General features: G+C 47.9%; 24 protein-coding genes. 3 read left to right on the top strand and 21 right to left on the bottom strand.

Translation table 11 applies throughout. From position 1 onward, the window contains the following. The coding region (locus tag RJ32_RS11465; protein WP_034822406.1) for a PLP-dependent transferase at positions 1–600 on the top strand (600 nt) is incomplete at its 5' end. 54 nt (positions 601–654) lie between these two features. On the opposite strand, the gene RJ32_RS11460 is transcribed toward RJ32_RS11465, so the two are convergent. From RJ32_RS11460 to gspC, 13 genes are all read right to left on the bottom strand, one after another. Continuing rightward, entirely contained in the window at positions 655–1,473 is an 819-nt protein-coding gene (locus RJ32_RS11460) for a mechanosensitive ion channel domain-containing protein (RefSeq protein WP_034822404.1), read from the bottom strand. Positions 1,474–1,556: 83 nt separating this feature from the next. Then, positions 1,557–2,303, bottom strand: coding sequence for a type II secretion system protein N (locus RJ32_RS11455; RefSeq protein ID WP_034822402.1), 747 nt, complete (start codon positions 2,301–2,303; stop codon positions 1,557–1,559). Beyond that, positions 2,300–2,818 carry a type II secretion system protein M gene (locus tag RJ32_RS11450; RefSeq protein ID WP_034822401.1) on the bottom strand — a complete coding sequence of 173 codons (519 nt, stop codon included), beginning with the start codon at positions 2,816–2,818 and terminating at the stop codon, positions 2,300–2,302. Before RJ32_RS11450 ends, RJ32_RS11455 begins: the two co-directional genes overlap by 4 nt. Next, a complete protein-coding gene (gene gspL, locus RJ32_RS11445; protein WP_034822400.1) occupies positions 2,815–4,035 on the bottom strand; it encodes a type II secretion system protein GspL in 1,221 nt (406 codons plus the stop codon). Before gspL ends, RJ32_RS11450 begins: the two co-directional genes overlap by 4 nt. A gap of 3 nt (positions 4,036–4,038) precedes the next feature. Next, positions 4,039–5,025: a type II secretion system minor pseudopilin GspK gene (gspK, locus tag RJ32_RS11440; RefSeq protein WP_034822399.1), complete on the bottom strand. Its 987-nt coding sequence runs from the start codon at positions 5,023–5,025 to the stop codon at positions 4,039–4,041. After that, entirely contained in the window at positions 5,015–5,698 is a 684-nt protein-coding gene (gene gspJ, locus RJ32_RS11435; protein WP_034822398.1) for a type II secretion system minor pseudopilin GspJ, read from the bottom strand. The genes gspK and gspJ overlap by 11 nt, the downstream gene beginning before the upstream one ends. Further along, positions 5,688–6,080 carry a type II secretion system minor pseudopilin GspI gene (gene gspI, locus RJ32_RS11430; protein ID WP_034822397.1) on the bottom strand — a complete coding sequence of 131 codons (393 nt, stop codon included), beginning with the start codon at positions 6,078–6,080 and terminating at the stop codon, positions 5,688–5,690. The genes gspJ and gspI overlap by 11 nt, the downstream gene beginning before the upstream one ends. A 2-nt stretch (positions 6,081–6,082) precedes the next feature. Further along, entirely contained in the window at positions 6,083–6,649 is a 567-nt protein-coding gene (gspH, locus tag RJ32_RS11425) for a type II secretion system minor pseudopilin GspH (protein WP_235598956.1), read from the bottom strand. Then, positions 6,624–7,061 (bottom strand): type II secretion system major pseudopilin GspG, encoded by a 438-nt coding sequence (gspG, locus tag RJ32_RS11420; protein ID WP_034822395.1) that lies wholly within the window; start codon positions 7,059–7,061, stop codon positions 6,624–6,626. The genes gspH and gspG overlap by 26 nt, the downstream gene beginning before the upstream one ends. A 2-nt stretch (positions 7,062–7,063) precedes the next feature. Beyond that, on the bottom strand, positions 7,064–8,290 hold the full coding sequence (gene gspF, locus RJ32_RS11415) for a type II secretion system inner membrane protein GspF (RefSeq protein ID WP_034822394.1): 1,227 nt from the start codon (positions 8,288–8,290) through the stop codon (positions 7,064–7,066). 3 nt (positions 8,291–8,293) lie between these two features. Beyond that, the gene (gene gspE, locus RJ32_RS11410) at positions 8,294–9,778 is read right to left on the bottom strand and encodes a type II secretion system ATPase GspE (RefSeq protein WP_034822392.1); all 1,485 of its coding nucleotides are present in this window, start codon (positions 9,776–9,778) and stop codon (positions 8,294–8,296) included. Further along, positions 9,771–11,882, bottom strand: a complete 2,112-nt coding sequence (gspD, locus tag RJ32_RS11405) for a type II secretion system secretin GspD (RefSeq protein ID WP_034822390.1) — start codon at positions 11,880–11,882, stop codon at positions 9,771–9,773. Before gspD ends, gspE begins: the two co-directional genes overlap by 8 nt. Position 11,883: 1 nt before the next feature. After that, positions 11,884–12,759 carry a type II secretion system protein GspC gene (gene gspC / locus RJ32_RS11400; protein ID WP_034822388.1) on the bottom strand — a complete coding sequence of 292 codons (876 nt, stop codon included), beginning with the start codon at positions 12,757–12,759 and terminating at the stop codon, positions 11,884–11,886. A 150-nt stretch (positions 12,760–12,909) separates the two neighbouring features. On the opposite strand from gspC, the gene hslR reads away from it, so the two are divergent. Both hslR and hslO read left to right on the top strand, forming a co-directional pair. Beyond that, entirely contained in the window at positions 12,910–13,311 is a 402-nt protein-coding gene (hslR, locus tag RJ32_RS11395; protein ID WP_011235256.1) for a ribosome-associated heat shock protein Hsp15, read from the top strand. 30 nt (positions 13,312–13,341) lie between these two features. Continuing rightward, positions 13,342–14,166 carry an Hsp33 family molecular chaperone HslO gene (hslO, locus tag RJ32_RS11390; RefSeq protein ID WP_034822386.1) on the top strand — a complete coding sequence of 275 codons (825 nt, stop codon included), beginning with the start codon at positions 13,342–13,344 and terminating at the stop codon, positions 14,164–14,166. 47 nt (positions 14,167–14,213) lie between these two features. Here the strand turns inward: hslO and der are convergent, their stop codons facing one another. The 8 genes from der to RJ32_RS11350 all read right to left on the bottom strand — a co-directional run bounded on the left by der (position 14,214) and on the right by RJ32_RS11350 (position 22,766). After that, positions 14,214–15,653 (bottom strand): ribosome biogenesis GTPase Der, encoded by a 1,440-nt coding sequence (der, locus tag RJ32_RS11385; RefSeq protein WP_034822384.1) that lies wholly within the window; start codon positions 15,651–15,653, stop codon positions 14,214–14,216. A gap of 3 nt (positions 15,654–15,656) precedes the next feature. Beyond that, positions 15,657–16,898, bottom strand: a complete 1,242-nt coding sequence (gene bamB / locus RJ32_RS11380) for an outer membrane protein assembly factor BamB (protein ID WP_034822382.1) — start codon at positions 16,896–16,898, stop codon at positions 15,657–15,659. After that, positions 16,898–17,506: a tetratricopeptide repeat protein gene (locus tag RJ32_RS11375; RefSeq protein ID WP_034822380.1), complete on the bottom strand. Its 609-nt coding sequence runs from the start codon at positions 17,504–17,506 to the stop codon at positions 16,898–16,900. The genes bamB and RJ32_RS11375 overlap by 1 nt, the downstream gene beginning before the upstream one ends. Before the next feature lie 4 nt (positions 17,507–17,510). Beyond that, on the bottom strand, positions 17,511–18,788 hold the full coding sequence (gene hisS, locus RJ32_RS11370) for a histidine--tRNA ligase (protein WP_082815465.1): 1,278 nt from the start codon (positions 18,786–18,788) through the stop codon (positions 17,511–17,513). A 72-nt stretch (positions 18,789–18,860) separates the two neighbouring features. Then, positions 18,861–19,979 (bottom strand): flavodoxin-dependent (E)-4-hydroxy-3-methylbut-2-enyl-diphosphate synthase, encoded by a 1,119-nt coding sequence (ispG, locus tag RJ32_RS11365; RefSeq protein WP_034822376.1) that lies wholly within the window; start codon positions 19,977–19,979, stop codon positions 18,861–18,863. Between the two features lie 16 nt (positions 19,980–19,995). After that, a complete protein-coding gene (locus RJ32_RS11360) occupies positions 19,996–21,120 on the bottom strand; it encodes a RodZ domain-containing protein (RefSeq protein WP_034822374.1) in 1,125 nt (374 codons plus the stop codon). A 20-nt stretch (positions 21,121–21,140) separates the two neighbouring features. Next, entirely contained in the window at positions 21,141–21,596 is a 456-nt protein-coding gene (locus RJ32_RS11355; protein WP_034822372.1) for a tetratricopeptide repeat protein, read from the bottom strand. Positions 21,597–21,629: 33 nt separating this feature from the next. Beyond that, positions 21,630–22,766, bottom strand: a complete 1,137-nt coding sequence (locus RJ32_RS11350; protein WP_034822370.1) for a bifunctional tRNA (adenosine(37)-C2)-methyltransferase TrmG/ribosomal RNA large subunit methyltransferase RlmN — start codon at positions 22,764–22,766, stop codon at positions 21,630–21,632. Between the last annotated feature and the right edge of the window lie 19 nt (positions 22,767–22,785).

The raw sequence follows: 22,785 nt of genomic DNA, 5'->3' as shown, positions 1-22,785 counted from the left end.
GACTGGGTTAAACAAAAACAACGCTTTCCTCAGTTTAGCTCACCGGAGCCAGCTTATCACGGCGTAGTCTATACCGACGCTTTTGGTCCGGCGGCTTTCATAGCCCGCGTTCGTACTGTCGCTTTGCGTAATACCGGTGCTTGCTTGTCACCCTTTAACGCCTTCCTGTTACTGCAGGGTTTGGAGACTTTACCTTTGCGTATTGAGCGCCACTGCGAAAACGCGCTGAAAGTGGCTGAATACTTACAGTCGCACCCAAGCGTAGACTGGGTAAACTTTGCAGCGCTGCCAGAGCACACTAACTACGAGCGAGCGAAAAAGTATATTAAAAATGGGGTTCCTGCGTCGCTGTTAACTTTTGGCGTTAAAGGCGGCTACGATGCTGGGGTTGCGTTCTACGACAAGCTGAAGCTATTTAAGCGACTGGTCAATATTGGCGATGCAAAGTCGCTGGCCTGCCACCCGGCCTCCACAACTCACCGGCAGTTGTCTGCTGAAGAACAGGCCGCGGTTGGCGTAAAACCAGAAGCTATTCGTTTATGTGTTGGCATTGAAAATGCGGAAGATATTATTGCCGATATCTCTCAGGCACTCGTTTAAGCATCCACAAAAAAGGCCACTGTTGAAGTGGCCTTTTGTCAGAACAACAATACGTTAGTCGTCTTTTTTCAGGTGAACGTCCATTTGGGGAAAGGGAATACCAATACCCTCTTCATCCAGACGGTCTTTAATACGCTCTAATAAATCCCAACGGGTAGGCCAGTAGTCTGCATTTTTAGTCCACGGACGAACGTTAAAGTCGACCGACGAATTGCCGAGGTTGGTAACGGTAACAACGGGTTCAGGATCTTTTAATACCCGTTCATCGCTGGTAATAACATCCATCAACGCCTTCTTCGTCTGCTGCAGATTCGCGCTGTAACTTACACCAATAACCAAGTCGATACGGCGCAATTCTTCTCGGTTATAGTTAACAATAGGACCGCCAATAATTTCAGAGTTAGGCACAAAAACCACCTTACGGTCGGGGGTTTTCATAATAGTCTGAAAGATATTAATTTGCTCCACGGTTCCTGAAACACCGCCGGCATCAACGTATTCACCCGCACGAATTGGGCGGAACATAATAAGCAGAACACCTGATGCAATATTAGACAGTGACCCCTGCAATGCCAGACCAATTGCCAAACCTGCGGCACCTAATATGGCAATGAAGGAAGTAGTTTCAACGCCCACGTGCGACAGTGCCATCATAATAGCGGCAATGAATATCACCGTTTTTAAAATTGCACCGACAAAGCTGATAACGGCACCGTCGACCTGACGCTTTTTCATGCCTTTGGTCATTACACCTGTCACGGTGTTAGCGACGATTTTACCGACAATTAGTATCGCAATAGCGATGACAAATTTAATCGAGAAACCTATCAGCATGTCCTGATTATCATTAATCCACTGGACGATGTTATCCATACAAATTATTCCTTATTCCGCAGAGACTTTAATTAGTGACTTATTATTACAGTAATCATAAACGTTTATGCCCGCAAGTGGGATCACAAGCGAAATGAGTAACGTCCGCGCGAATCCGGCGTTCCCATGTATTCCATCATTTTAGCCAGCCCTTCAGGTGTTTCCAGATTCGGCTTCACTGTGCCTTCAGCATTGAAACTCTGGCTGTTAATGCTGCCCTGAAAGTCTAACCCTAAACTGTTATTACCATTCATGGCTAAGCCCACCGAGTTATCGTCGTTGCAGCTAAGTTCTACCGGAAAATCTCCCAGCGACTGCCATTGATTATTAACCAACACCCGAATCTGCTCGCCCCGGGCCTGACCTTTCAACTCGTCGCACCAACGTACCGGGCCGGGCGCAGTAACGACAAAACTGTCTAAGGACAAACGCCAGTTACCTCCGGTTTTTAAAGGCAAGCGGGTGTTTGCCAACTGCAGCAGAGCATTAACATCACCACTGGCTGTTATATTTTTGGCTCCAACTTTGGTGGACCCTGCCAGTAAGCGTCCATTCAGCGCAAACGGGTTACTTTTGGCAGGCAAGTTAACATCCATGACCAACTCTCCCAGAAATACAGAAGACACCTGCCAGTTCCAGCTAAGGTTAGTCAGTACGATATCGTCAACTGCAACCTGCCCGGCAACACCATTCCACAAACTCCCGCTGACCTGAGAGAGCCTGATGTTATCCGGCAAAGGAAACCAGTAGATGACCCTTGCCGGTAACATCACCAGCATGGCAACCAGATACACGACCACTAACCAGGGTATCCAGCGTTTTAAGTTCATGAATCCTCACTTACTAATAGTTTACGTAAACGCACCTGTCCGGGCGTATTTAATTTCGCAATATCAACAGCTTTTAGTGATAACCCCTGGCGTTGCTCCAGTTCGGCTAAAAAGCTTAATAAATCAGAAAAAGCCACCTCATCAACACTTAACAGATACTCCTGCCCCTGAGGCTGCAAACGCGCAATTTGAATATCCTGCGCAGCTGCAGCACGGTTGATACGTTGACTGACAGAGCCTGATGCACTTTGTTGTTCAGAGCTGCTCTCTTCCAGTTTTTTATAGCGCGCTATTGCCTGCTGAACCCATTGGTATTGCTGCTGTTGAGCTGCAAGCTGACGCTCTGCATTGGCTACTGCCTGGGAGCTGGGCTGCCAAATGACAAAGTACAGAAAAGCAATAAACAGTACGCCTGCCAAAACAGCTAACAAGCTCTGCTCGCGTTGGTTAAACTGGCTCCAGCGCTGCTTGCCTAAATCCAGATAAGGCGTTAACTGACGAGTAAATCTGTTCATGACTGCGCTCCCTGAGCATCGAGCTGCACGGTTAAAGAACCCGAAACTTGTTCACCACGGTTACTCATTGAACCCGCTTCAACAGTTAGCCCTTCGGCTTTCGCCGCCTGTTGAAAAGCCTCAAATTGAGAAAAGCTACTGGCAGTTGCCTGTAAGCGCAATTCATTATTCTGAAAGCGCAGTAACTCAAGCTGCAGTTCAGGCTGCGACTTAAACGCCGGAGCCAGTTGCTGCAAAACCGCAAGCACTGAAGCTTCATCCGCACTGCCTAGTCCAAGGCTTTCCAGTTGTCGTTGCAACTGTACTTTTAAATTCACAATACGAGTCTGACCCGGAAAGGCATCACGATAAAGTTGCTCAGCCTGAGCTTTTAAAGCGCCCCGCTGAGACTCCAGTTGCCAATAGCGTACGCCGTTTAACAACACGGCCAAAACAAAGAGTACACTCGCAGCAGTAGCCAGCCCCTTCCAGGGTAAATCAACTGAACGTTTTGCCCGTTGTGAGCGATAAGCCCCCTGCCTTAAGTTAATACGATTTCCTGTCGCGATACTTTGCACCGCGATAGTAAAAGGCACTTCAATATCAGCAGGGATTAAAGGTGCTGGCGATTGCGGCCAGTTTAGCGCGCCATAGTGAATAATTTCTGTTGGACTGTTCTGTTCAGCAGCAAAAGCTGGTGCTAACTGAGCAAACTGCTCTTTTTCTATGGTAAAGCCCTGCCACTCACCAGTTCTGACAATAACACTGTCGGCAAGCTCAATGGCCTGCCAGGTATCGTTCTGATGCGGCAACAAGAAGCAGTCGGGTAACCAGAAAGCAGAATCAATGCCGGCTTCGGTTAATACCTGCAGCCAATAATTCATTCGTTCTTTGGCGACTACAGCAACTGGCAGCTCTGTGCCTTTGGCATCCGGCCAGGCAAAATGCAGCTGCTCAATATCACTTGCCAGCTCCTCTTCCAGAGCATAAGGAATAATGCGCTGTAGGTGCCTTTTTGTGCCTGCGGGTAAAGTCACTCTTGTCATCGAAACATCTTGTCCGGGCAAGGCCACAATGACTTCGCAACGGTTGGCTTTGTCTTTTAACTGAACAAGCTCTGCTACCGAACTCAGCTCTCCACTGGCTATTAATTCTTGCTGCCCTTTATGCCAGACCAACCAGGGTATGGGTTCGTCGGTACCATAAGCCGGTAACCGCAGAATCAGTGTTTCATGCATAAACTAATCTCCCATCGCCCGGTACAAGGTTTGTACTCGACCTTCGTTTAAATGTAATACCGAGCGCGCTCTCATTTCTACTTCGCCCCACTGAATCATCGCAATCAACTGAAAATACTCACTACTCACGGTCAGCTCCGGTAACTCACCTTCTAATTCCGACCGCACTCCCGAGAGTTCTGCCAACTCAGCGATTTCTTCATCAGATTCGTAGCCTTGAGGCGGTCGGTTATTCAAAAATGCCATAGCGTCAGCAAGTGCTAACTTACCTTCGGTAACCCCGGTTAAAACCGCAGCCTGATCCTGTTCCAGAGTATTAATATTAATTTTTAAGTCTGTCTCATTCGGAATAACGCAAGCAACAGAGTTAAGAGCGGTAATTATTTTAGCACTGTATCCCCGCACCATTCTTAGCTCACTCATCTCAAGTAGTTGGCTGTTTGCGGCCAAGTAAGGCTTAGGTAGACTCTCGTAATCAGGGTCTTCAGCACCGTTACTGCCCGACAACTGACTGTCTTCATCCAGCCAGTCTACCAGACTGTCGATTAAAATTTCGGCCTGATAGTTATCAATTTCCAGTGCTTCCAGCAGCGCTTTGTATTGTCGTTTGCGCTTTTCCAGAGTTCCGGGATCTTCCTCATCCGTAACCAGGCTATTAAGGTTAAAGCAACTGTATAAATCCCTGACTTTGGCCGCAATCTGCCCGCCCTCTACCGGAAAAGGTCCACTACGCTGAGCCCAGTTTTGCTCTTTGTGCGCAACCCCGTCGTTTTCTTCCAGTTCAGTTTGCAGCACTTCTTTTAAAACATCCTCTGCACTTAACCACATCCAGTAGCTTTGTTCAGCCTGCTGCAAGTTGCCCATACGGGTTATTTGCAACTGCAGTTTTCCGCCTAAATTCACTGCAATAACCGACACAATAGCAATAACCAGCAAAACCGTTATAAGCGCAGCTCCGGCTTGTGATGACTTACGCGGGCTAATTGGCACGTTGCAACCCTCCGCCGTTACCTTCCACCTGCTGTCCCACTGCAGCTATCAAAAACACGCGCCTGATGGTGCCAAAGTTTTTGCTACGAATGGTCACTTCAACGGCTTGAGGCAAATCACCTGAACTTTCCCAGTTGTCGCTCCAGCCTTGTTCTAACCCCTGATTCGCGTTACTCACACCATCACTGCGGTAGAATCGAAAAGACAGTTCGTCAACGCCTTCTAATAAGGTCTGAACGGATGGTTCTGAGGAGCGATCGTTAACGAAAGTCTCGGTTACCCGCTGCAAATTTCCATCCCATAATCGGTAAACTACCGGCTGTAACTCGCTGCGGGGCATCATGTTGCCAGGGTTGTCAAAGCCGCTTCTGACAAAAGCCAGTACGCCGCCGTCAGAATCAAAGTAGCCAGGGTCATTGCTCAAATACTGATGAGTCACTTCAACACCGGAAGGTCGCGTTGGTTTAGCGACCATTTGGCGAATATCCTGCTGCATCAGCAACTGGCTGAACTGCAAACGCTCCAGCTGTTCACGCTGTTTTTGAGATTGCTCTTCGGTGTTTACCATCTGGTTCAGAACCTGAAAACTGGCAATACCGATAATGGCAAATATCACCATGGTCACCAGCACTTCTACTAAGGTAAAACCTTTGTTTGCGGGGTTAACGCGCATTGTCGGCTCCCCCCGCTGAATCTGGTTTACGCATATAACGAGTTAACCGAAAGTGTTCACGGCCGTCCTCGTTTTTCATCACTTTCACAGTGACTGCAACAACATTTGGCGTTACCGTTTCTACCACCTGTTGCTGCCAATACCAGGTAACACCTGCCTGTTCCTGTTGGCCGCTCCGTTTATCTTTAAGCGGCCACTCTTTCTCAAGCGACAATTCTGCCAAACGATTAGACGCTACGTACTGAGCAAAGGTTTTGTCCTGTAAAGCGCTTAACCCGGTCAGATGCCCGCTGGCCGCCTGCAATGCGGCCAGTGCTGCCAAACTGAACACCGACAAGGCTACCATCACTTCAATTAAGGTAAAGCCGCGCACCCACCGCATAGTTACTCCGGAGCCTCGGCAGAAATACTAACCTGCCAGCTGTTTTCGGCAATAAGCCAACGCTCGGCATCGGGGTCGTTTAAATGCTCAATATGCACTTCAAAGAGTGTCATCTCACCGCTGGGCAGAATCAGAATATCGGGAATCGTGCTGTCTTCGTCGCTATCTTCAGCAAACAAGCCATCGTCCAATGACTCATCTTGTTCAAGCACCTTCAGCCCCCGGCTGGTAAACTGCCAACGCAGTGGCCACTCGGTGTCCTGTGCCCGCAAACCCCGGGCATTTTCTTCGCGCCATTGCTCATCTTTCCAGAACAAAAAACGGTAGCCATCTTCGTGGAATTTTAATCCCAGTGGTTGCTGTCGGACCATGGCGTATTCGCGGGCATAGTTTAGCTGCTGACGTAAACTCGCAGCTGCATTTTGAGGAGAGTCCTGCCCCCGTTCACCACCGGGCAGTGTAAACATAACGGCGCTGGCGATGAGACCAAGAATGGCCATCACCAGCATCACTTCAATGAGAGTAAAACCAAATTGGCAACGCTTATTGGTCACGATCGTTGTTGCCAATCATCCAGCTGCCAAAATCATCATCCGTTCCGGGCTGACCATCCGGGCCTGGAGAAAAAATATCAACATCATCGTACTGACCCGGGTTCAGGAGTAAATAGTCATTACCGTAAGGGTCCTGCGGTAAGCGGCGAATATAGCCGCCGCTGCGATAGCTGCGTGGCTGCGGATCCATGTTCGGTTCATTGACTAAAGCTTCAAGCCCCTGCTCGGTCGTCGGAAACATACCGTTATCTAAGTGATACTGAGCCAGTGCGTTTTCTAAAGCGACAATATCGGCTATCACTTTTTGCTGGTTAGCTTTTTCCTGATTACCTAATACATTGGGTAACACCATAGTGGCCAAAATACCGATAATGGCAATAACCACCATTACTTCGACCAATGAAAAACCTTGTTGATTACGTCTCATAGCTAAAGCCCTACACTATTATTTAATTGTAAAATGGGTTGAATGATAGACAGCACAATAAAGAATACGATACCTGCCATCGTCACTATCAGCACCGGCTCAAATACTTTTAAACTAACCGACACCAGGTTTTCAAATTCTTTGTCCTGATTATCGGCAGAGCGTTTTAACATTTGTTCCAGTTCACCGGACTTCTCACCTGCCGCTATCATGTGCAGCATCATTGGTGGGAACAATCCCGTTTCCTGCAACGCACCGCGCATTGACGCCCCTTCACGAACGCGTCCGGCTGCTTCATCTACCGCCTGACGTATGGCTAAATTACCAATGACCGACGAGGTAATGCGCAACCCGTCGAGCAAGGGTACTGCTGAGGAAGTCAGTATACTTAAAGTCCGGGCAAAACGGGCAGTACTTACCCCTCTTATGACCTTACCCAGCATGGGAAGTTTTAACAGTCTGCGATGATATTTCAGGCGGTTTTTTTCATTTCTTAACCACTGGTTAAAAGCGACCAGCAGCAAAGCAATGCCAATAAGTAACCACAGCCCCCAGTTTTGCAGAAATTCACTAATGGCTATCATAGCCAGAGTGGTTGGCGGCAAATCCTGACCCATGGTTGAAAAGTTGTCCACTATTTGCGGCACAATGGAAACCAACAGAAAAACCACAATGCCAATGGCAACCAAAGTCAGCATAAGCGGATAAATAAGTGCCTGCGTCAACTGACTTTTCATGTGCTGGCGTTGCTCAGTATAGTTTGCCAGCTCATCCAGTACCGTATCTAAATGGCCGGACTTTTCCCCGGCAGCCACCATAGCGGTATATAAAGAATCAAAAACACCGGGAAACTCTGACATAGCTTCTGCAAGACCGTAACCTTCAACCACTTTACTGCGTACCGACATCAGTAGTTTCTTCAGACGTGGCTTTTCGGTCTGATCAGCAACGGCTAATAATGCCTGTTCAATAGGCAGTGCCGAGCCTACTAAGGTAGATAACTGACGGGTAATTAGCGCTAAATCCTGTGCTTTAACTTTACGTTGCGGAAGCCCAAACCGGGGCTGTAACGTTTTCTTTCTGTCTTGATCAGCTGCCGGCTCAATGCTTAAAGGCATTAAGCCTTTTTCACGCAATAACTGACGTACCTGTCGCTCAGTATCGGCTTCCAGTACACCTTTTTTCTTTCTGCCATTAGCCTCAACGGCTTGATATTCAAATGCTGCCACCCTCTACTCCTCGCGGGTAACCCGCAGCACTTCTTCCAGCGTTGTTTTGCCTTTCAGTACTTTTGCTAAGCCGTCCTGGCGAATACCCGGCGTCGACTGCCGAATATACTTTTCAATAGACTGTTCACCGTGACCGTTATGGACTAACTCACGTACATGGTCATCTACCAGCAGCAGTTCGTGAATACCGGTACGTCCACGATAACCGGTATAATTGCATCGTTCACAACTCCCTGCACGATAAATCACACTGGTATCTGCAGCATCGAGGCCGAGCATATTCTTTTCTTCGTCATCCGGCTGGTGAGGCTGTTTGCATTCGCTACAGAGTGTCCGCACCAGACGCTGCGATAACACCGCCAATAAACTCGATGACAACAGGAAGGGCTCTACACCCATGTCTTCCAGACGAGTAATTGCGCCGGCGGCAGTGTTAGTGTGCAATGTAGACAAGACCAGGTGACCAGTGAGTGAAGCCTGCACAGCAATTTGCGCGGTTTCTACGTCACGTATCTCACCAACCATTACCACGTCCGGATCCTGACGCAAGATAGCGCGCAAACCGCGGGCGAAAGTCATATCCACCCGAGGGTTAACCTGAGTCTGTCCAATGCCATCAATAGCATATTCTATCGGGTCTTCGACGGTCAGAATATTACGATCTTTAGAGTTAATTTCGCTAAGCCCGGCATACAAAGTTGTACTTTTACCTGACCCCGTCGGGCCGGTTACCAAAATAATGCCGTGAGGCTTGTAAATCAGCTCCTGGAAAATTTTCCGGTTAGCATCAGTCATTCCCAGCTCAGTCAGATTGAGCCGCGCATTGTTCTTATCTAATAAACGCAATACAACCCGCTCGCCATGATTAGACGGCATGGTAGAAACCCGCACATCCACCGCTCGACCGGCAATAAGCAGGGAAATACGACCATCCTGCGGAACGCGCTTTTCAGCAATATCCAGCTGCGCCATAACTTTTATGCGCGACACCAGCAGCGATGACAACTTACGGTTTGGTCGTAAAACTTCACGCAAAACGCCGTCAATGCGAAAGCGTATTAGCAAAGCTTTCTCAAAGGTTTCAATGTGAATATCCGAAGCGCCTTCTTTTATCGCCTCGCTCAGCATGGCGTTAATTAGCTTAATAATAGGCGCGTCATCTTCGCTTTCCAGCAGATCTTCGGTCTGCGGCAACTCATCAGCCAGAGAAAATAAATCGGACTCGTTGCCAATATCTTCCATCAACTGCTGAGCTTCTGATGAGTCTCGTTGATACGCACGGGTTAACAAGCTTTCAAAGTCACTTGCAGCGTGCTCCTGAAGAGTGACCGGCTGCCCCAGCGCGCGCCTCACTTCTTTTAACGCAGCAGCCGAGATACCGGCACGGCAATGCAAAATTAACGGCTCACCCTGCTCTACCACCACGCCAAAGCGTTTAGCAAAGCTGAACGGGAGGCGAGCTGTTGCAATGGCACTGGCTTCAGTCATTTTGCGGCTCTTCATTCTGTTCGTCGATTTCTTTATCGTTTTCTTCGCTACTCTTCTCGTCGCTCTTCTCGCTACCTTGTTTTTTCAGGTATTCGTCAAAGCCCGGCGGTAACGTCAGCTTACTGTCCCAGTCGTTAAGCAACGGTGACTCTTCAGAGGGCATGAGTGAGATTCCACGCGACCGCTCATCTAACTGCAGCGCCCGCATATAGTTGTATTTTGCCGAGCTTAATTCACGCATGCGTTTCCCGTCGCGGACTATAGTCGGACGGATAAAGACCATCAGGTTACGCTTTTGCTTAGAAGTTGACGTAGAGCTGAACAGTTTTCCTAAAATTGGTATATCGCCTAATAACGGGACTTTAGAGACCGATTCTTGTACGTCTTCGTCAATCAAGCCGCCAAGCACAATGGTCTCGCCATCATCAGCCATGACCGTGGTTTTCAGTTCACGCTTGTTAATAATAACGTCAACCGCAGTGGCGCCACTTAAACTGGACACTTCCTGCTCTATCGTCATTTGTACGGCGTCCCCCTCGTTAATTTGAGGCGTTACCTTTAACTTAATACCTATCTCGGTGCGATCAACCGTCTGGAACGGGTTGTCGTTGTTATCACCCGTAGTAGAGCCACTAATCGTAGGAACTTCCTGACCGACCAAAAAGCTCGCTTCTTCGTTATCTACGGTAACAATACTGGGTGTTGCCAGAATATTTGAGCGAGTATCCTGAGTAACCGCCTGTACTACCGCCGCCCAGTCATCCTGTATGGTACCGAACATCATACCGTTTACAGAGCCCAAAAGATTAGCAAGTAAACTGATGTCACCCGGCTGATCTGGATTCTCAGTTCTTCCGCCTTCTGTTACCACCGTACTCCCTTCCCTTTCACGTGCCTGATAAGCACCAGCGGCTAAACTCCCAATGGGTACCTGGTTACCGTTATTATATTGCACCATACCGCCGTCTTCGCTGATCCACTGCACGCCAAAGTCAACGTTATCGCCTTCCATAATCTCGACAATAATCGCTTCAACCTGAACCTGAGCACGACGGATGTCTAAGTCCCGAATCACTTTTTCCAGCGATGCCAGCATATCTTTTTGAGCGGTAATCACCACCGAGTTAGTCGGTTCATGCGGGCTGATACTGACCGTTTCATCACCTCCGCTACGGCGGCGTTGATTATTGTTTCCAGTGCTTGATTGCTGCTCAACTTCAGCCTGTATAGAACGGCTAACATCTTTCAACACTTCGACAACTTCAGGCGCTTTTGCATATTTCAGATAGAAAACCCGGGTATTACCCTCGGTTTTCAAATCCTGATCCAGCTGTTTGATAAGCTTGACGACGCGGGAACGGGCACGAGGTTCGCCACTGACAATAACGCTGTTACTGCGATCATCGGCAACAATTTTAGGAATAAGAAGCGCCGGCACACCTTCATTATTTTTTTCATATAGAGACTGAGCAATACGAACAATTTCGCTCGCAGATGCATATTCAAGGCTGATCATGTCAACGTCCTGATCACCGGCCTGATCGACCCGCTCAATAATTTCTACCAAACGTTGCACGGTTTCTGAACGACCCGTCATCATAATCACATTAGACGGGTCATAGCTGACCACCATACCGCCGCCACTTTGGTCGTTTAACTGGCGCAATAACGGTGCAAGCTCGCGTACCGATACGTTTTCTACCGGTACAACCCGGGTCACCATAGTATCGCCTGAGCCTCTGGTATCTCTGTCAAGCACCGGTAGTGAAGAGGTTTTTGCGTCTTTATCTCGTATTACTTTAAGCACGCCCGATTCCATTTCAACAATGGCAAACCCGTAAACCTCAAGCACATTCAGGAAAAACTGATAGTACTGTTCTTCGTTCATCACATCGTAGCTGCGCACATCAATTTTTCCCCGAACATTGGGGTCAATAATGATGGTTTTACCTAAGTTTCGGCCTACAACCTGAATAAACTCGTTAATATCAGTATTTTTAAAACTGGCGGCATATTCTTCGCTGCTTAATGGCGAACTCATCAGTGCGAATGCCAAACCGAGAGCTCCCAACCATGCTTTTAAGCCACTCTTTGCCACTGTCATATCAATTATCCTGTTTTACCGGTAGCTTAAACGACAGTTCCATCCTTTCACCGTCGCGCTCAATTTCTATGCTGACCTGTTCTTGTTCCGACAGTTCCTGACTAGCAAGCATGGCCTGCTCCATGTCGGTCAGATCATAGCCGTTGATGGCCACTGCCAAGTCACCGTTCTGGAATCCGGCATCCCGGAATAACTCCGGATTTTTGCCTGAATTCAGTTTGTATCCTTTTAGCTCGCCATTGGTTTGTACTGGCGAAATATTCACATAATCGAGTAACGACGATGGATTATCAGCAACCTGTGCCAACTGCTGCTCAACCGTTGCCTCATCATCAACCGGGTTGCTGTCATCACTACCGACAGGGACTAGCGCACCATCATTATCTGAGTCACCTACAATTAGCGACAGCGCGGGTCTGTCCTCACCAATATCTTCCATTTTCAGTGTTTCTAACCGGCCGTTATTATCAAGAATCACGCGATCGGCATGAATCTCTTCTACAGTGACCGAAGAACTGCCAAGACTCTCACCAATAATGTAGGTTTGTTGCTTGCTGCCTTGCTGAATAATAGCCGCAGAACGTTCCGGGTTAGAGCTGGCAGAAACGCCTATCAAACGAACGTTTAACGATGTTTGGGGCGCGTTTTGAACGTTTTCAGAACGACTCCGCCGCTCTGCTGTTCCAAAAAGATTAAGCTCAGTTAAGGTCTCTAAATTCATGGTACTGGTTGCAGTAGAATCAACCGTCACTTTAGGTAAAACCGCACTGTCGTCGGGCTCTGCAGGGTTAATCAGTGACCAGGTAAACCGAGCCAACAATACCGCAACCAAAAACCATGCGAAAGCCGTTAGCGCTTGCATTAAGCGGCGCCACATTTGAGTATCTTTAAATATTTGTTGGAGTCGGGCAGTCACTTTATTCTTATTCTTGTTACACTGACAAAAGGCGATTCATGCATTCTAGCGCAGGCGACATGAGTCAACAATCGGTTAACACAAAGTTTATAACGAATTCGTTGCGGTTTTATGACAAAAACTCGAAAAGAAAGTCCCATTCGTCTGGATAAATGGCTGTGGGCTGCAAGATTCTACAAAACCAGAGCACTTGCCCGACAAATGATTCAGTCAGGCAAAGTACATTATGATGGGCAGCGTAGCAAGCCTTCTAAGGTTGTTCAGCTTGGCGCTATTATCACTTTGCGTCAGGGCTTCGATACAAAAGAAGTTGAAGTCATGGAATTAAGTGAACAACGCCGCGGTGCCAGCGAGGCACAATTACTCTATAGGGAAACCCCTGAGAGCATAGAAAAGCGCGAAAAAAATGCGGAAGCAAGAAAGCTTAATGCGTTGTATAATCCGCACCCGGATGGACGGCCAGACAAAAAGCAGCGCCGTCAACTTATCAGAATGAAAGACAGCGGTGAGTAAACCGCTTGTTGTCGATAAACAGGAGTGCCCATGGAATACCCAACTGATCAATTGTCACGCTACACCTTTGAAGAGCACGATGTGCGGGGTGAGCTCGTTCAATTGACCAGCAGCTACCAAACTTTGCTCCGTGGCCATGACTATCCTGCGCCAGTTCAGGAGTTGCTTGGGCAAATGATGGCTGCAGTATCATTATTAACTGCCACTTTAAAATTTGAAGGTCATATTGCAGTGCAACTCCAGGGCGATGGACCACTTAACTTTATAGCAGTTAATGGCAACCATAATCAGGAACTTCGGGGTATAGCCCGGTTAAGAGCCGAAATTGACAGCGCTGATTTGCAATCAATGATAGGCAAAGGCCAACTCATTATAACCCTGACTCCCGATACCGGTGAGCGTTATCAGGGCGTTGTCAGTGCCAGCGCCGATTCAATTGCAGCCATGCTGGAAGACTATTTTGAACAGTCAGAACAGCTACACACCCGGGTCTGGCTGCACGCCGACGGCGAACATGCAGCCGGAATGCTGTTACAGCGCCTGCCTGCAACCGGCATGGACTTAACCGGGTTCGAACATCTGGCCACTTTAACGAACACCATTACTGCCAAAGAAATTTTCACACTACCGGCTGAAGAGCTATTGCATCGTCTTTATCATGAAGAGCAAGTGCATCTGTATCCGTCACAGGAAGTCACTTTTGTTTGTGGCTGTTCACGTGAGCGCACTCTGGAGGCACTGGCTTCAGTAAGCCCGGAAGAAATTCAAGAAATTTTAGCCGAGGAAGGCGAAATTATGATGACCTGTGATTACTGCCTGACCGAGTACCGCTTTACCCCTTCAGACTTTAATTAACAGATACAAAAAAGCCTGCATAATAAGCAGGCTTTTCTCGTTTAAAGCTACTTTTTCTTCTTCAGGAACTTCATCAAACGTCTGCGCTTTCGCTGCTGTGACAAAGTCAGCTGGTTTTTCTTACCTTCATACGGGTTAACCGGTTCACGGAACTCTACTTTTATTGGCGTACCCATAACACCCAGAGACTTCCGGAAGTAGTTAATTAAATAGCGCTGATAAGCCCCCGGTAAATCCTTCACCTGGTTGCCATGAATAATAATACGTGGTGGATTATAGCCACCTGCGTGCGCATATTTAAGTTTCACCCGGCGGCCACTAACCAGTGGTGGCTGATGTTCTTCCTGCGCCATTTCCATTATTTTGGTGAGCTTAGAGGTACTAATTCGCTGGGTTGCGCTAGCATAAGCCTCTTCAACCGACTCAAATAAATGACCAACGCCCGTACCGTGCAGCGCGGAGATAAAATGCAAACGGGCGAAGTCGACGAAACCTAAGCGTCTATCCAGCTCACGCTTTATCTCTTCTTTGTGGTCGTTTTGCAAACCATCCCACTTGTTCACAGCAATAACAATTGAGCGGCCGGCATTTAGAGCAAAGCCAATTAAGTTGAGATCCTGATCACTAATGGTTTCGCGTGCATCAACCACAATAAGAACAACGTTTGCGTCTTCAATTGCCTGCAGAGTTTTAACTACCGAAAACTTCTCGATAGCCTCACCAATACGTCCACGACGACGGACTCCGGCGGTATCAATCAGAACGTATTCGCGCTCGTTCCGTTGCATCGGAATATACACGGAGTCACGGGTGGTACCCGGCATGTCATAAACGACAACCCGCTCTTCACCCAGTATACGATTAATTAAAGTTGACTTACCGACGTTTGGACGACCAACAATAGCCAGTTTTAGTGGCAGTTTGTCGTAGTCAATTTCATCATGCTCCAGCTCTTCAGACTCAACGTCCTTGGGGACGATAACATCGGGGTATTCTTCCGCTATTGGTTTAAAACAAATTTCAAGTAACTGCTCAACACCACGACCGTGGGCCGCTGCAATACCGTATAGTTCGCCTAAAGATAACGAATAGAAGTCGGCCATTGCCGAATGGGCATCAATACCGTCAATTTTGTTACAGACCAGGTAAACTTTCTTATTCTGCTTGCGCAAATGATCCGCAATGGCTTGGTCACCAACGGTAACACCGTCACGCGCGTCCACCATGAAAAGAACAACATCGGCTTCGTCAACAGCAAGCAGTGACTGCTTTGCCATTTCTTCGTCAATGCCTTCTTCATCACCGTGAATACCACCGGTATCAATAACAATAAATTGATAACCGTCGTAATTTGCCTGACCGTATTTACGATCCCGGGTTAACCCGGGAAAGTCCGCTACCAGTGCGTCGCGAGTCCGCGTTAAACGATTAAAAAGCGTGGATTTCCCCACATTTGGGCGCCCGACCAGCGCGACAACAGGTAACATCTCTTATTCATTTCCTGATTGAGTATCGAGCGCGATGATATCACCGTCCCGAGTTTGTACATACATAATGTTATTATCAACGACAGGAGCAACATAGACTCCATCGCCGCCAACTTCGTAACGGCCAACAATGTTGCCGCTTTCACTGTCCAGCCAATGCAAGTAGCCTTCAAAGTCACCAACAACAACGTTACTGCGATGCCATGCAGGTGCGCTCAGCTTACGACCAAACAGCTGTGTGTTACTCCAGCGCTCAATACCACCGCTCTGGTCAAGTGAGTAAACGTGACTTTTCACATCGGTTAAGAAAATTCGGCCGCTCGTCACCAGCATATTTTCAAAGGCTTTGTAGTCACGCTTCCAGCGCACTTCACCGCTCATGAGTTCAAGCGCTACGAGTTCGCCGTTAAAAGCGACCATGTATAACGTTGTTCCCTGAGTAGCCGGTTTTGCGTCAACGTCGGCTAAACGCTCCAGCTCGGTACTTCCGCTGGGCTTACCGATAGGCTGACTCCAGGCTTGTTGTCCGCTGTCAGCAATTAGCACCATACCGGAACCGTTGCTGTCGCCAACTACAATACCGCCACTGATAATTGCCGGAGCCGATGCCCCACGCACCGTCAGCATGGGGGTCTGATATTCGTATTCCCATTGCTCTTCACCGGTTTCAGCGTCCAGGCTAATGACTTTTCCGCCACCGGTATGCACAACCACACGTCCCTCACCGACAGCAGGATCTGACATGACTTCGTTGTTCACTTCGGTATGCCAGACGACATCACCAGTTTCAGCATCCAGAGCAACGACGTCACCATTTTCAGTACCCAAAAAGATACGGTCATAGCGAGCAACTAAGCCGCCCGATATGCGCGCTGGGAACGGGCTTGCAAATAAACCACTGAACCAACCTTCATCGGTTGCTTCATCAAATGTAATGCGCTGACGCAGGTCGATTCGCCACAGGCGTTCACCTGAGGTTTTGTCAAAAGCACTGACCAGGCCATTGCGGTCAGCAGCAAAGACCTTGCCATACTCAACCACAGGGTTCAGTCGGGAAAAGTGCTCACCAATACCGCTTCCGACAGAAGCATCCCATATAACTTTTGGTTGTAGTTGCTCAGAAATTGGCTGAAGTACCGCGAACTTGGGCTCTTCATCATCGTCACCAAAAATAGAGCAACCACTAACAAGAACTGCAGCAGTCAATAACAAACTGCCTTTGGTAAAGCGTTTAATCAATTGCATTATGACTTAACCAGGCTGTTGAGTTTCATTTGCAGTGCCGGAGTCAATGACTCACCCGCCTGCAATGCGCGTTCGTATGCGGCACGAGCTTCTTCGGTATTCCCCTGCTCGGCCAGAATGTCGCCTTCAAGCTCTGCAGCAAAGCCCGCATAAGCTTCTGGCAGAGGTTTCTTAACTAAACTTAAAGCGGTATCAAGCTGTTCCTGAGCAATTAATACCCGGGCTAACCGGATACTGGCTAAAGCTGACATGTTTTCATCTTCGGCGCTGTCGACTACCGACTGTAACGCAGTAACAGCTGTTGCTAAGTCAGCTCGTTCGACCGCATGTTGAGCCAACTGCAAAGCCACCAACTGTGCATAAACATTGTCAGGGTTTTCACTAACAAACTCTTGCGCTTCCAGCATCGCGTTTTCGCTACCTTCAGAGAGCTCGGCCGTTAACTGCTGATAGTTTGACGAAGCACGCTGCTGCGTTTCCAGCGTATGCTGGTCATAGTAACGCCAGCCGTAAAACAAACCAAAGCCAATGACTACACCGGCAACAATACCTTTACCGTGCTCTTTCCAGAACTCTTTTAAACGTTCTACTTGCTGTTCTTCATCCACCTGACTACCCTCTCGTCATTGGCTGCAGATACTCAATAAGTGCCTGCCAGCCCAGAGTTTGTTGTTCTTCAGCAGTGCGTAATGGTTTTACCGTTACCTGCTGCTGTGCGATTTCATCTGCACCGATAATGAGTGCCACTTGAGCACCCGACTTATCCGCTTTTTTCATTTGTTTTTTCATAGAACCACCGCCACAGTGGCTTACCAGACGCAGTTCCGGCAACTCATTTCTCAGCTGTTCGGCAATTCGCGGGGCATTTAGTTCCGCTTCTTCGCCTAACTGCATCAAGTAAGCATCGACTACTCGTCTTGGGGTCAGCTTGCCTTGTTCCTGTAGCAACAGCACCAGGCGTTCCATACCCATTGCAAAACCGACTGCAGGCGTAGCCTTACCGCCTAATTGTTCAACCAGTCCATCATAACGACCACCGGCACAAACCGTTCCCTGAGCGCCCAGAGCCGTGGTAACCCATTCAAACACGGTACGGTTGTAATAATCCAGACCACGAACCAGGCGTTCGTTTAAAGTGTATGAAATACCGGCCGCTTCCAGACGAGCGGTTAGTTGTTCAAAATGCTCTTTCGATTCTGCGTCCCAGTATTCAGACAGGCTTGGCGCACCTTCCAGAATCTTCTGAGTATTTTCGTCTTTACTGTCCAGAATACGCAACGGATTGCTTTCAAGCCGGCGTTTACTGTCTTCATCCAGCTCGCTTGCATAGTCAGACAAATAAGCTTTTAACGCATCGCGATAATTCGCCCGAGCTTCATTAGACCCCAGAGAGTTCAGTTGCAGCTCGACCTGATCAGCAATACCAAACTCGCGCCATAATCTAGCCGAAAGCAGAATGACTTCCGCGTCGGCATCGGCGCTTTCTAAACCAAAGGTTTCAATACCAAACTGATGAAACTGACGATAACGACCTTTTTGCGGACGTTCGTAACGGAACATAGGCCCCATGTACCACAAACGCTGAATTTGGTTGTACAACAAACCGTGCTGATTACCCGCACGCACGCAGCTCGCTGTCCCTTCAGGGCGCAAGGTCACACTTTCGCCATTGCGGTCATCAAAGGTATACATTTCTTTTTCGACAATATCGGTAACTTCACCAATAGAGCGTTTAAACAGTTGTGTGCTTTCCAGCACTGGCATACGGATTTCGCTATACCCGTAGCTTGCAGCAACACGTCGTATTACTGCTTCAACCTGCTGCCAGGCCGGACTCTGCTCTGGCAACAAATCATTCATGCCACGAATTGCTTGGATTGTATTCGCCACGGAACCTTCTCGTCTGGTTATCGATACAGAAAATAAGCGGGTATTATAGGGACTTTGTCGATGCGGGTAAAATCAACCGTTAATTTCTTTTACGTCAATTTTATTAGCTTCTATGAACTTAACCTGTTCGCGAATTTGAGCTTCCAGCTCATCCACTAAATTTTGGTTATCCAGCCGGAGTTTTTGACGTGCTCCGCCAATGTACAGGCCACTTTTGTTTTTTGCGCCAGCAAGACCTACATGCGATACCAGAGCCTCGCCCGGACCATTAACCACACAGCCTATAATTGAAACATCCATGGGAATAGTAATATCTTCCAGACGTTCCTCTAAGGCATTAACGGTGTTGATAACATCGAACTCTTGTCTGGAACAACTTGGGCAGGCAATAAAATTAATGCCCCGTGCACGAATACGCAGTGACTTTAATATATCAAAGCCAACTTTAATTTCTTCAACAGGGTCGGCAGCGAGCGAAACTCGCAGCGTGTCACCAATACCCTCTGCCAGCAACATGCCTAAACCAACTGAGGACTTAACCGCACCGCTACGCTTACCGCCAGCTTCGGTAATACCTAAGTGCAGTGGTTGATCAATTTCTTTCGCCAATAAACGATAGGATTCAACCGCTAGAAAAACGTCTGACGCTTTAACACTGACTTTAAAGTCGTAGAAGTCCAGCTTGTAGAGAATATTGACATGCCGCATTGCAGACTCGACTAACGCCTCGGCTGTGGGTTCCCCATACTTTTCTTGTAGATCTTTTTCTAACGAACCGCCATTAACTCCAATACGAATTGGAATGTTACGCTCACGTGCTGCATCTACTACAGCTTTTATTCTGTCTTCGTGGCCTATATTGCCCGGGTTGATACGTAAACAGTCAGCACCATATTCGGCAACTTTAAGCGCAATGCGGTAATCAAAGTGAATGTCAGTAACCAAGGGGACAGGACTGCGTAGCTTTATTTGCTTAAAAGCTTCGGCAGCTTCCATTGTTGGTACAGACACACGAACAATATCAGCACCAGCCTGAGCCAGCGCTTCTATTTGCGCAACGGTCGCATCAACATCGGTTGTTTCGGTATTTGTCATGGACTGCACAGCAATCGGTGCGCCATCACCAATAGGCACATTGCCTACATACAATCGGCGTGAAGGACGGCGTTTAATTGGATTTTCGTGCATCATAACCTTAAATTGACCTCTACTGCTCTTCTGACGGTACGGTGAAGCGCGCGACACGACCAGTCCGGAACTGGTCCATGCTGAAGGCTTCACCGTTAAAGCTGACATTAACAGCTTCAGGTTTACACAGTGTTACTGAAAAAGGCGCTTCGCCAGGAACTGGCATACGGTAGCCTGCAGCTTTTACACCAACCGCCTGAGTTTCACCGGAAGCATCATCAATTTTAACCCAGCATTCTTCATTAAACTCTAACACCAGACTGGCTGAAACAGTTTCTGATTGCGACGACGGCTCAACAGGCGCGGACTCAGTCGGAGTTTCAACTTCGTTATCTGTCGGCTCAGCAGTTTCAGTTGGTAACTCTTGGGTATCATTAGCCGCAGACTCAGAATTATCGGCTTGCGATTCGTCGTTATTCTGGCTGATATTCTCGCTGGTATTCTCGTCGTTGTTCTCGTTATCATTCGCGCCGTTTTCACTAACGGGTTCTTGTACAGACTCGACCGCAACATTCGTATCATCGGTTTCAACTTCCGACTCTAATACGGCTTCATCTTCATTCGGCTCAATTTGTGGCTCCGTCGGCTGGTTTGAAATTTCAATGTCACCGACGTTATCAGCTTCATCATCAGTATTTACCGGAGAAATTTCTGAACTTTCCTGTGTGCCAGTTTCGCCTTCACTAAAACCAAGATCCGGCTCTTGCCACCACCAAATAACCAAGGCAACGACAATAATGATAACTACATAAGTAATTAACATTAAGCGGTTGTCACTTTCCTCGTGCTTTTTACGTCTTGAGAAGCTCTGCATCTGGCTGCTTTCAACTTCTTTATAGCCTCTGGCTTTATAAGCCTCAAACAGCTCGGTATCGTCTAAATCAAGTAATTTGGCATAGGAGCGTAAATAGCCTTTAATAAAGGTTGCCGTCGAAAAAGTTGAATAATCATCGGCTTCCAGCAATTCAATAATCTGCTTTCGCAAACGCAACTGGTCTGCAACCTCGCGTTGCTCTAAACCTTTAGCTTCACGGGCTTCTCTCAGAATTTCACCAGGACCTTTGCTCGGCTTTTGCTTGGGTTCTTGTGCCGCTTCCGATTCTGGCTTTTTGTTATCTTGTGTTGATTCGTTTTCAGCAGTCATGATTGTAAGGGGTTTCCCTGTTATGGTTGAGCTGCGTCGTGACTTACCCGAGCCAGACATTCGGCCCTATTGGCCTCTGCTCTGGCATGATGTGGATACGCTGGATCTAATGTCACTTTATCAAAATACCTGAGTGCTTTTTTCCAGTCACCAGCCACACACAGCGCAACCGCATAGTTATTGTACAATGCACCGCTCATAGGTTGCCATGATAATGTCTGTTGGTAAAGTGACAAAGCTGAATCAACGTCATTTGTCGCTAAATACCATTGCCCTAAGGCAAGATTGGCATCCAGAGACCGGGGATTGTTCGTCAATGCGGTTTGCAAATGCGGATACGCAAGCTTCAATTTCCCTTGCGCCAAATAAGCAAGTCCAAGCTGCAACCGTACATCATTACCCACAGATACCGACTGTTCAGGGTTAGCGGTACAACCATATAGCGCTACGGCTATCAATAATAAAGCGGCTCGCATTATCACACTCCTTGTGCCTGCGACTCTGTAAATTTACGTGGTCTTTACAGCTATTGCCTCTCCACCACGCTGTTTCTGCTGACGTTTCAGTATACGTTTTGTACGATCGATGACATCGCCCACTAATTGTCCGCAAGCTGCATCGATATCATCCCCACGAGTTTTCCGTACCATTACCGTCAAACCGTACTCCATAAGCACTTTGGCAAAACGGTCAATTCGCGAATTGCTAGAGCGCCCGTAGTCCGAGCCCGGGAAAGGGTTAAATGGAATAAGATTAATTTTACTCGGGGTATCTTTTAAGGTTTTCGCCAGCGCATGTGCCTGATCGGTTGAGTCGTTCACATGGTCCAGCATGACATACTCTACCGTTACTTTACGCTGAGCTTTTGACTGCTCAACATAACGACGGCTTGATGTCAGAAATTCTTCTATATTGTACTTTTTATTAATAGGTACAATTTCGTTACGGAGTTCATCGTCTGGTGCATGCAGCGAAATAGCCAGCATTACATCAATGCGTTCACGCAATTTTTCCAACGCAGGAACAACACCTGAAGTACTTAAAGTAACGCGGCGTTTAGATAAACCGAAACCCAGGTCATCTAACATTAACTCCATTGCCGGAACAACATTGTTTAAATTAAGCAAGGGTTCACCCATGCCCATCATGACAACGTTCGTTACGGGTTTAATTCCGGTTTTTCCATAAGCCCCTAACAGCTGGTTCACCCGCCATACCTGGCCGATGATTTCCGCCACACTGAGGTTACGGTTAAAGCCCTGGGCCCCGGTTGAGCAGAACGTACACTCTAAGGCACAACCAACCTGAGATGACACGCACAACGTAGCGCGATCCCCTTCGGGTATCCAGACTGTCTCCACGTCCTGACCGTCAAACAAGGTCATAGCGAACTTAATCGTACCGTCCGATGACTGCTGTTGTTCGCGAACTTCAGGCGCGCGTATTTCAGCGACTTGCTTGAGCTTTTCACGCAATGCTTTATTAAGATTCGTCATCTCATCAAAGTCATCGACACAAAAGTGATACAGCCACTTCATTACTTGTTCAGCACGAAATGGTTTCTCACCCATCTCACGAAAGAACTCTTTAATTCCCTCACGATTCAGGTCGAGTAAGTTCACTTTTTTATCTATTGCGTTGGTCATAAAGCTCCGGTTTTTTGAT

The sequence above is a fragment of the Idiomarina sp. 28-8 genome (genome assembly GCF_000320945.2).
GTDB lineage: Bacteria > Pseudomonadota > Gammaproteobacteria > Enterobacterales > Alteromonadaceae > Idiomarina > Idiomarina loihiensis.
This window is presented reverse-complemented; position numbering and strand designations above follow the sequence as displayed.

What these genes read in the sequence shown, in the direction of transcription:
- RJ32_RS11460 (WP_034822404.1), bottom strand. Translation starts at nt 1,473, where the DNA reads ATGGATAACATCGTCCAGTGGATTAATGATAATCAGGACATGCTGATA.
- RJ32_RS11455 (WP_034822402.1), bottom strand. Translation starts at nt 2,303, where the DNA reads ATGAACTTAAAACGCTGGATACCCTGGTTAGTGGTCGTGTATCTGGTT.
- RJ32_RS11450 (WP_034822401.1), bottom strand. Translation starts at nt 2,818, where the DNA reads ATGAACAGATTTACTCGTCAGTTAACGCCTTATCTGGATTTAGGCAAG.
- gspL (WP_034822400.1), bottom strand. Translation starts at nt 4,035, where the DNA reads ATGCATGAAACACTGATTCTGCGGTTACCGGCTTATGGTACCGACGAA.
- gspJ (WP_034822398.1), bottom strand. Translation starts at nt 5,698, where the DNA reads ATGCGCGTTAACCCCGCAAACAAAGGTTTTACCTTAGTAGAAGTGCTG.
- gspI (WP_034822397.1), bottom strand. Translation starts at nt 6,080, where the DNA reads ATGCGGTGGGTGCGCGGCTTTACCTTAATTGAAGTGATGGTAGCCTTG.
- gspG (WP_034822395.1), bottom strand. Translation starts at nt 7,061, where the DNA reads ATGAGACGTAATCAACAAGGTTTTTCATTGGTCGAAGTAATGGTGGTT.
- gspE (WP_034822392.1), bottom strand. Translation starts at nt 9,778, where the DNA reads ATGACTGAAGCCAGTGCCATTGCAACAGCTCGCCTCCCGTTCAGCTTT.
- gspD (WP_034822390.1), bottom strand. Translation starts at nt 11,882, where the DNA reads ATGACAGTGGCAAAGAGTGGCTTAAAAGCATGGTTGGGAGCTCTCGGT.
- gspC (WP_034822388.1), bottom strand. Translation starts at nt 12,759, where the DNA reads ATGTGGCGCCGCTTAATGCAAGCGCTAACGGCTTTCGCATGGTTTTTG.
- hslR (WP_011235256.1), top strand. Translation starts at nt 12,910, where the DNA reads ATGACAAAAACTCGAAAAGAAAGTCCCATTCGTCTGGATAAATGGCTG.
- hslO (WP_034822386.1), top strand. Translation starts at nt 13,342, where the DNA reads ATGGAATACCCAACTGATCAATTGTCACGCTACACCTTTGAAGAGCAC.
- der (WP_034822384.1), bottom strand. Translation starts at nt 15,653, where the DNA reads ATGTTACCTGTTGTCGCGCTGGTCGGGCGCCCAAATGTGGGGAAATCC.
- bamB (WP_034822382.1), bottom strand. Translation starts at nt 16,898, where the DNA reads ATGCAATTGATTAAACGCTTTACCAAAGGCAGTTTGTTATTGACTGCT.
- ispG (WP_034822376.1), bottom strand. Translation starts at nt 19,979, where the DNA reads ATGATGCACGAAAATCCAATTAAACGCCGTCCTTCACGCCGATTGTAT.
- RJ32_RS11360 (WP_034822374.1), bottom strand. Translation starts at nt 21,120, where the DNA reads ATGACTGCTGAAAACGAATCAACACAAGATAACAAAAAGCCAGAATCG.
- RJ32_RS11355 (WP_034822372.1), bottom strand. Translation starts at nt 21,596, where the DNA reads ATGCGAGCCGCTTTATTATTGATAGCCGTAGCGCTATATGGTTGTACC.
- RJ32_RS11350 (WP_034822370.1), bottom strand. Translation starts at nt 22,766, where the DNA reads ATGACCAACGCAATAGATAAAAAAGTGAACTTACTCGACCTGAATCGT.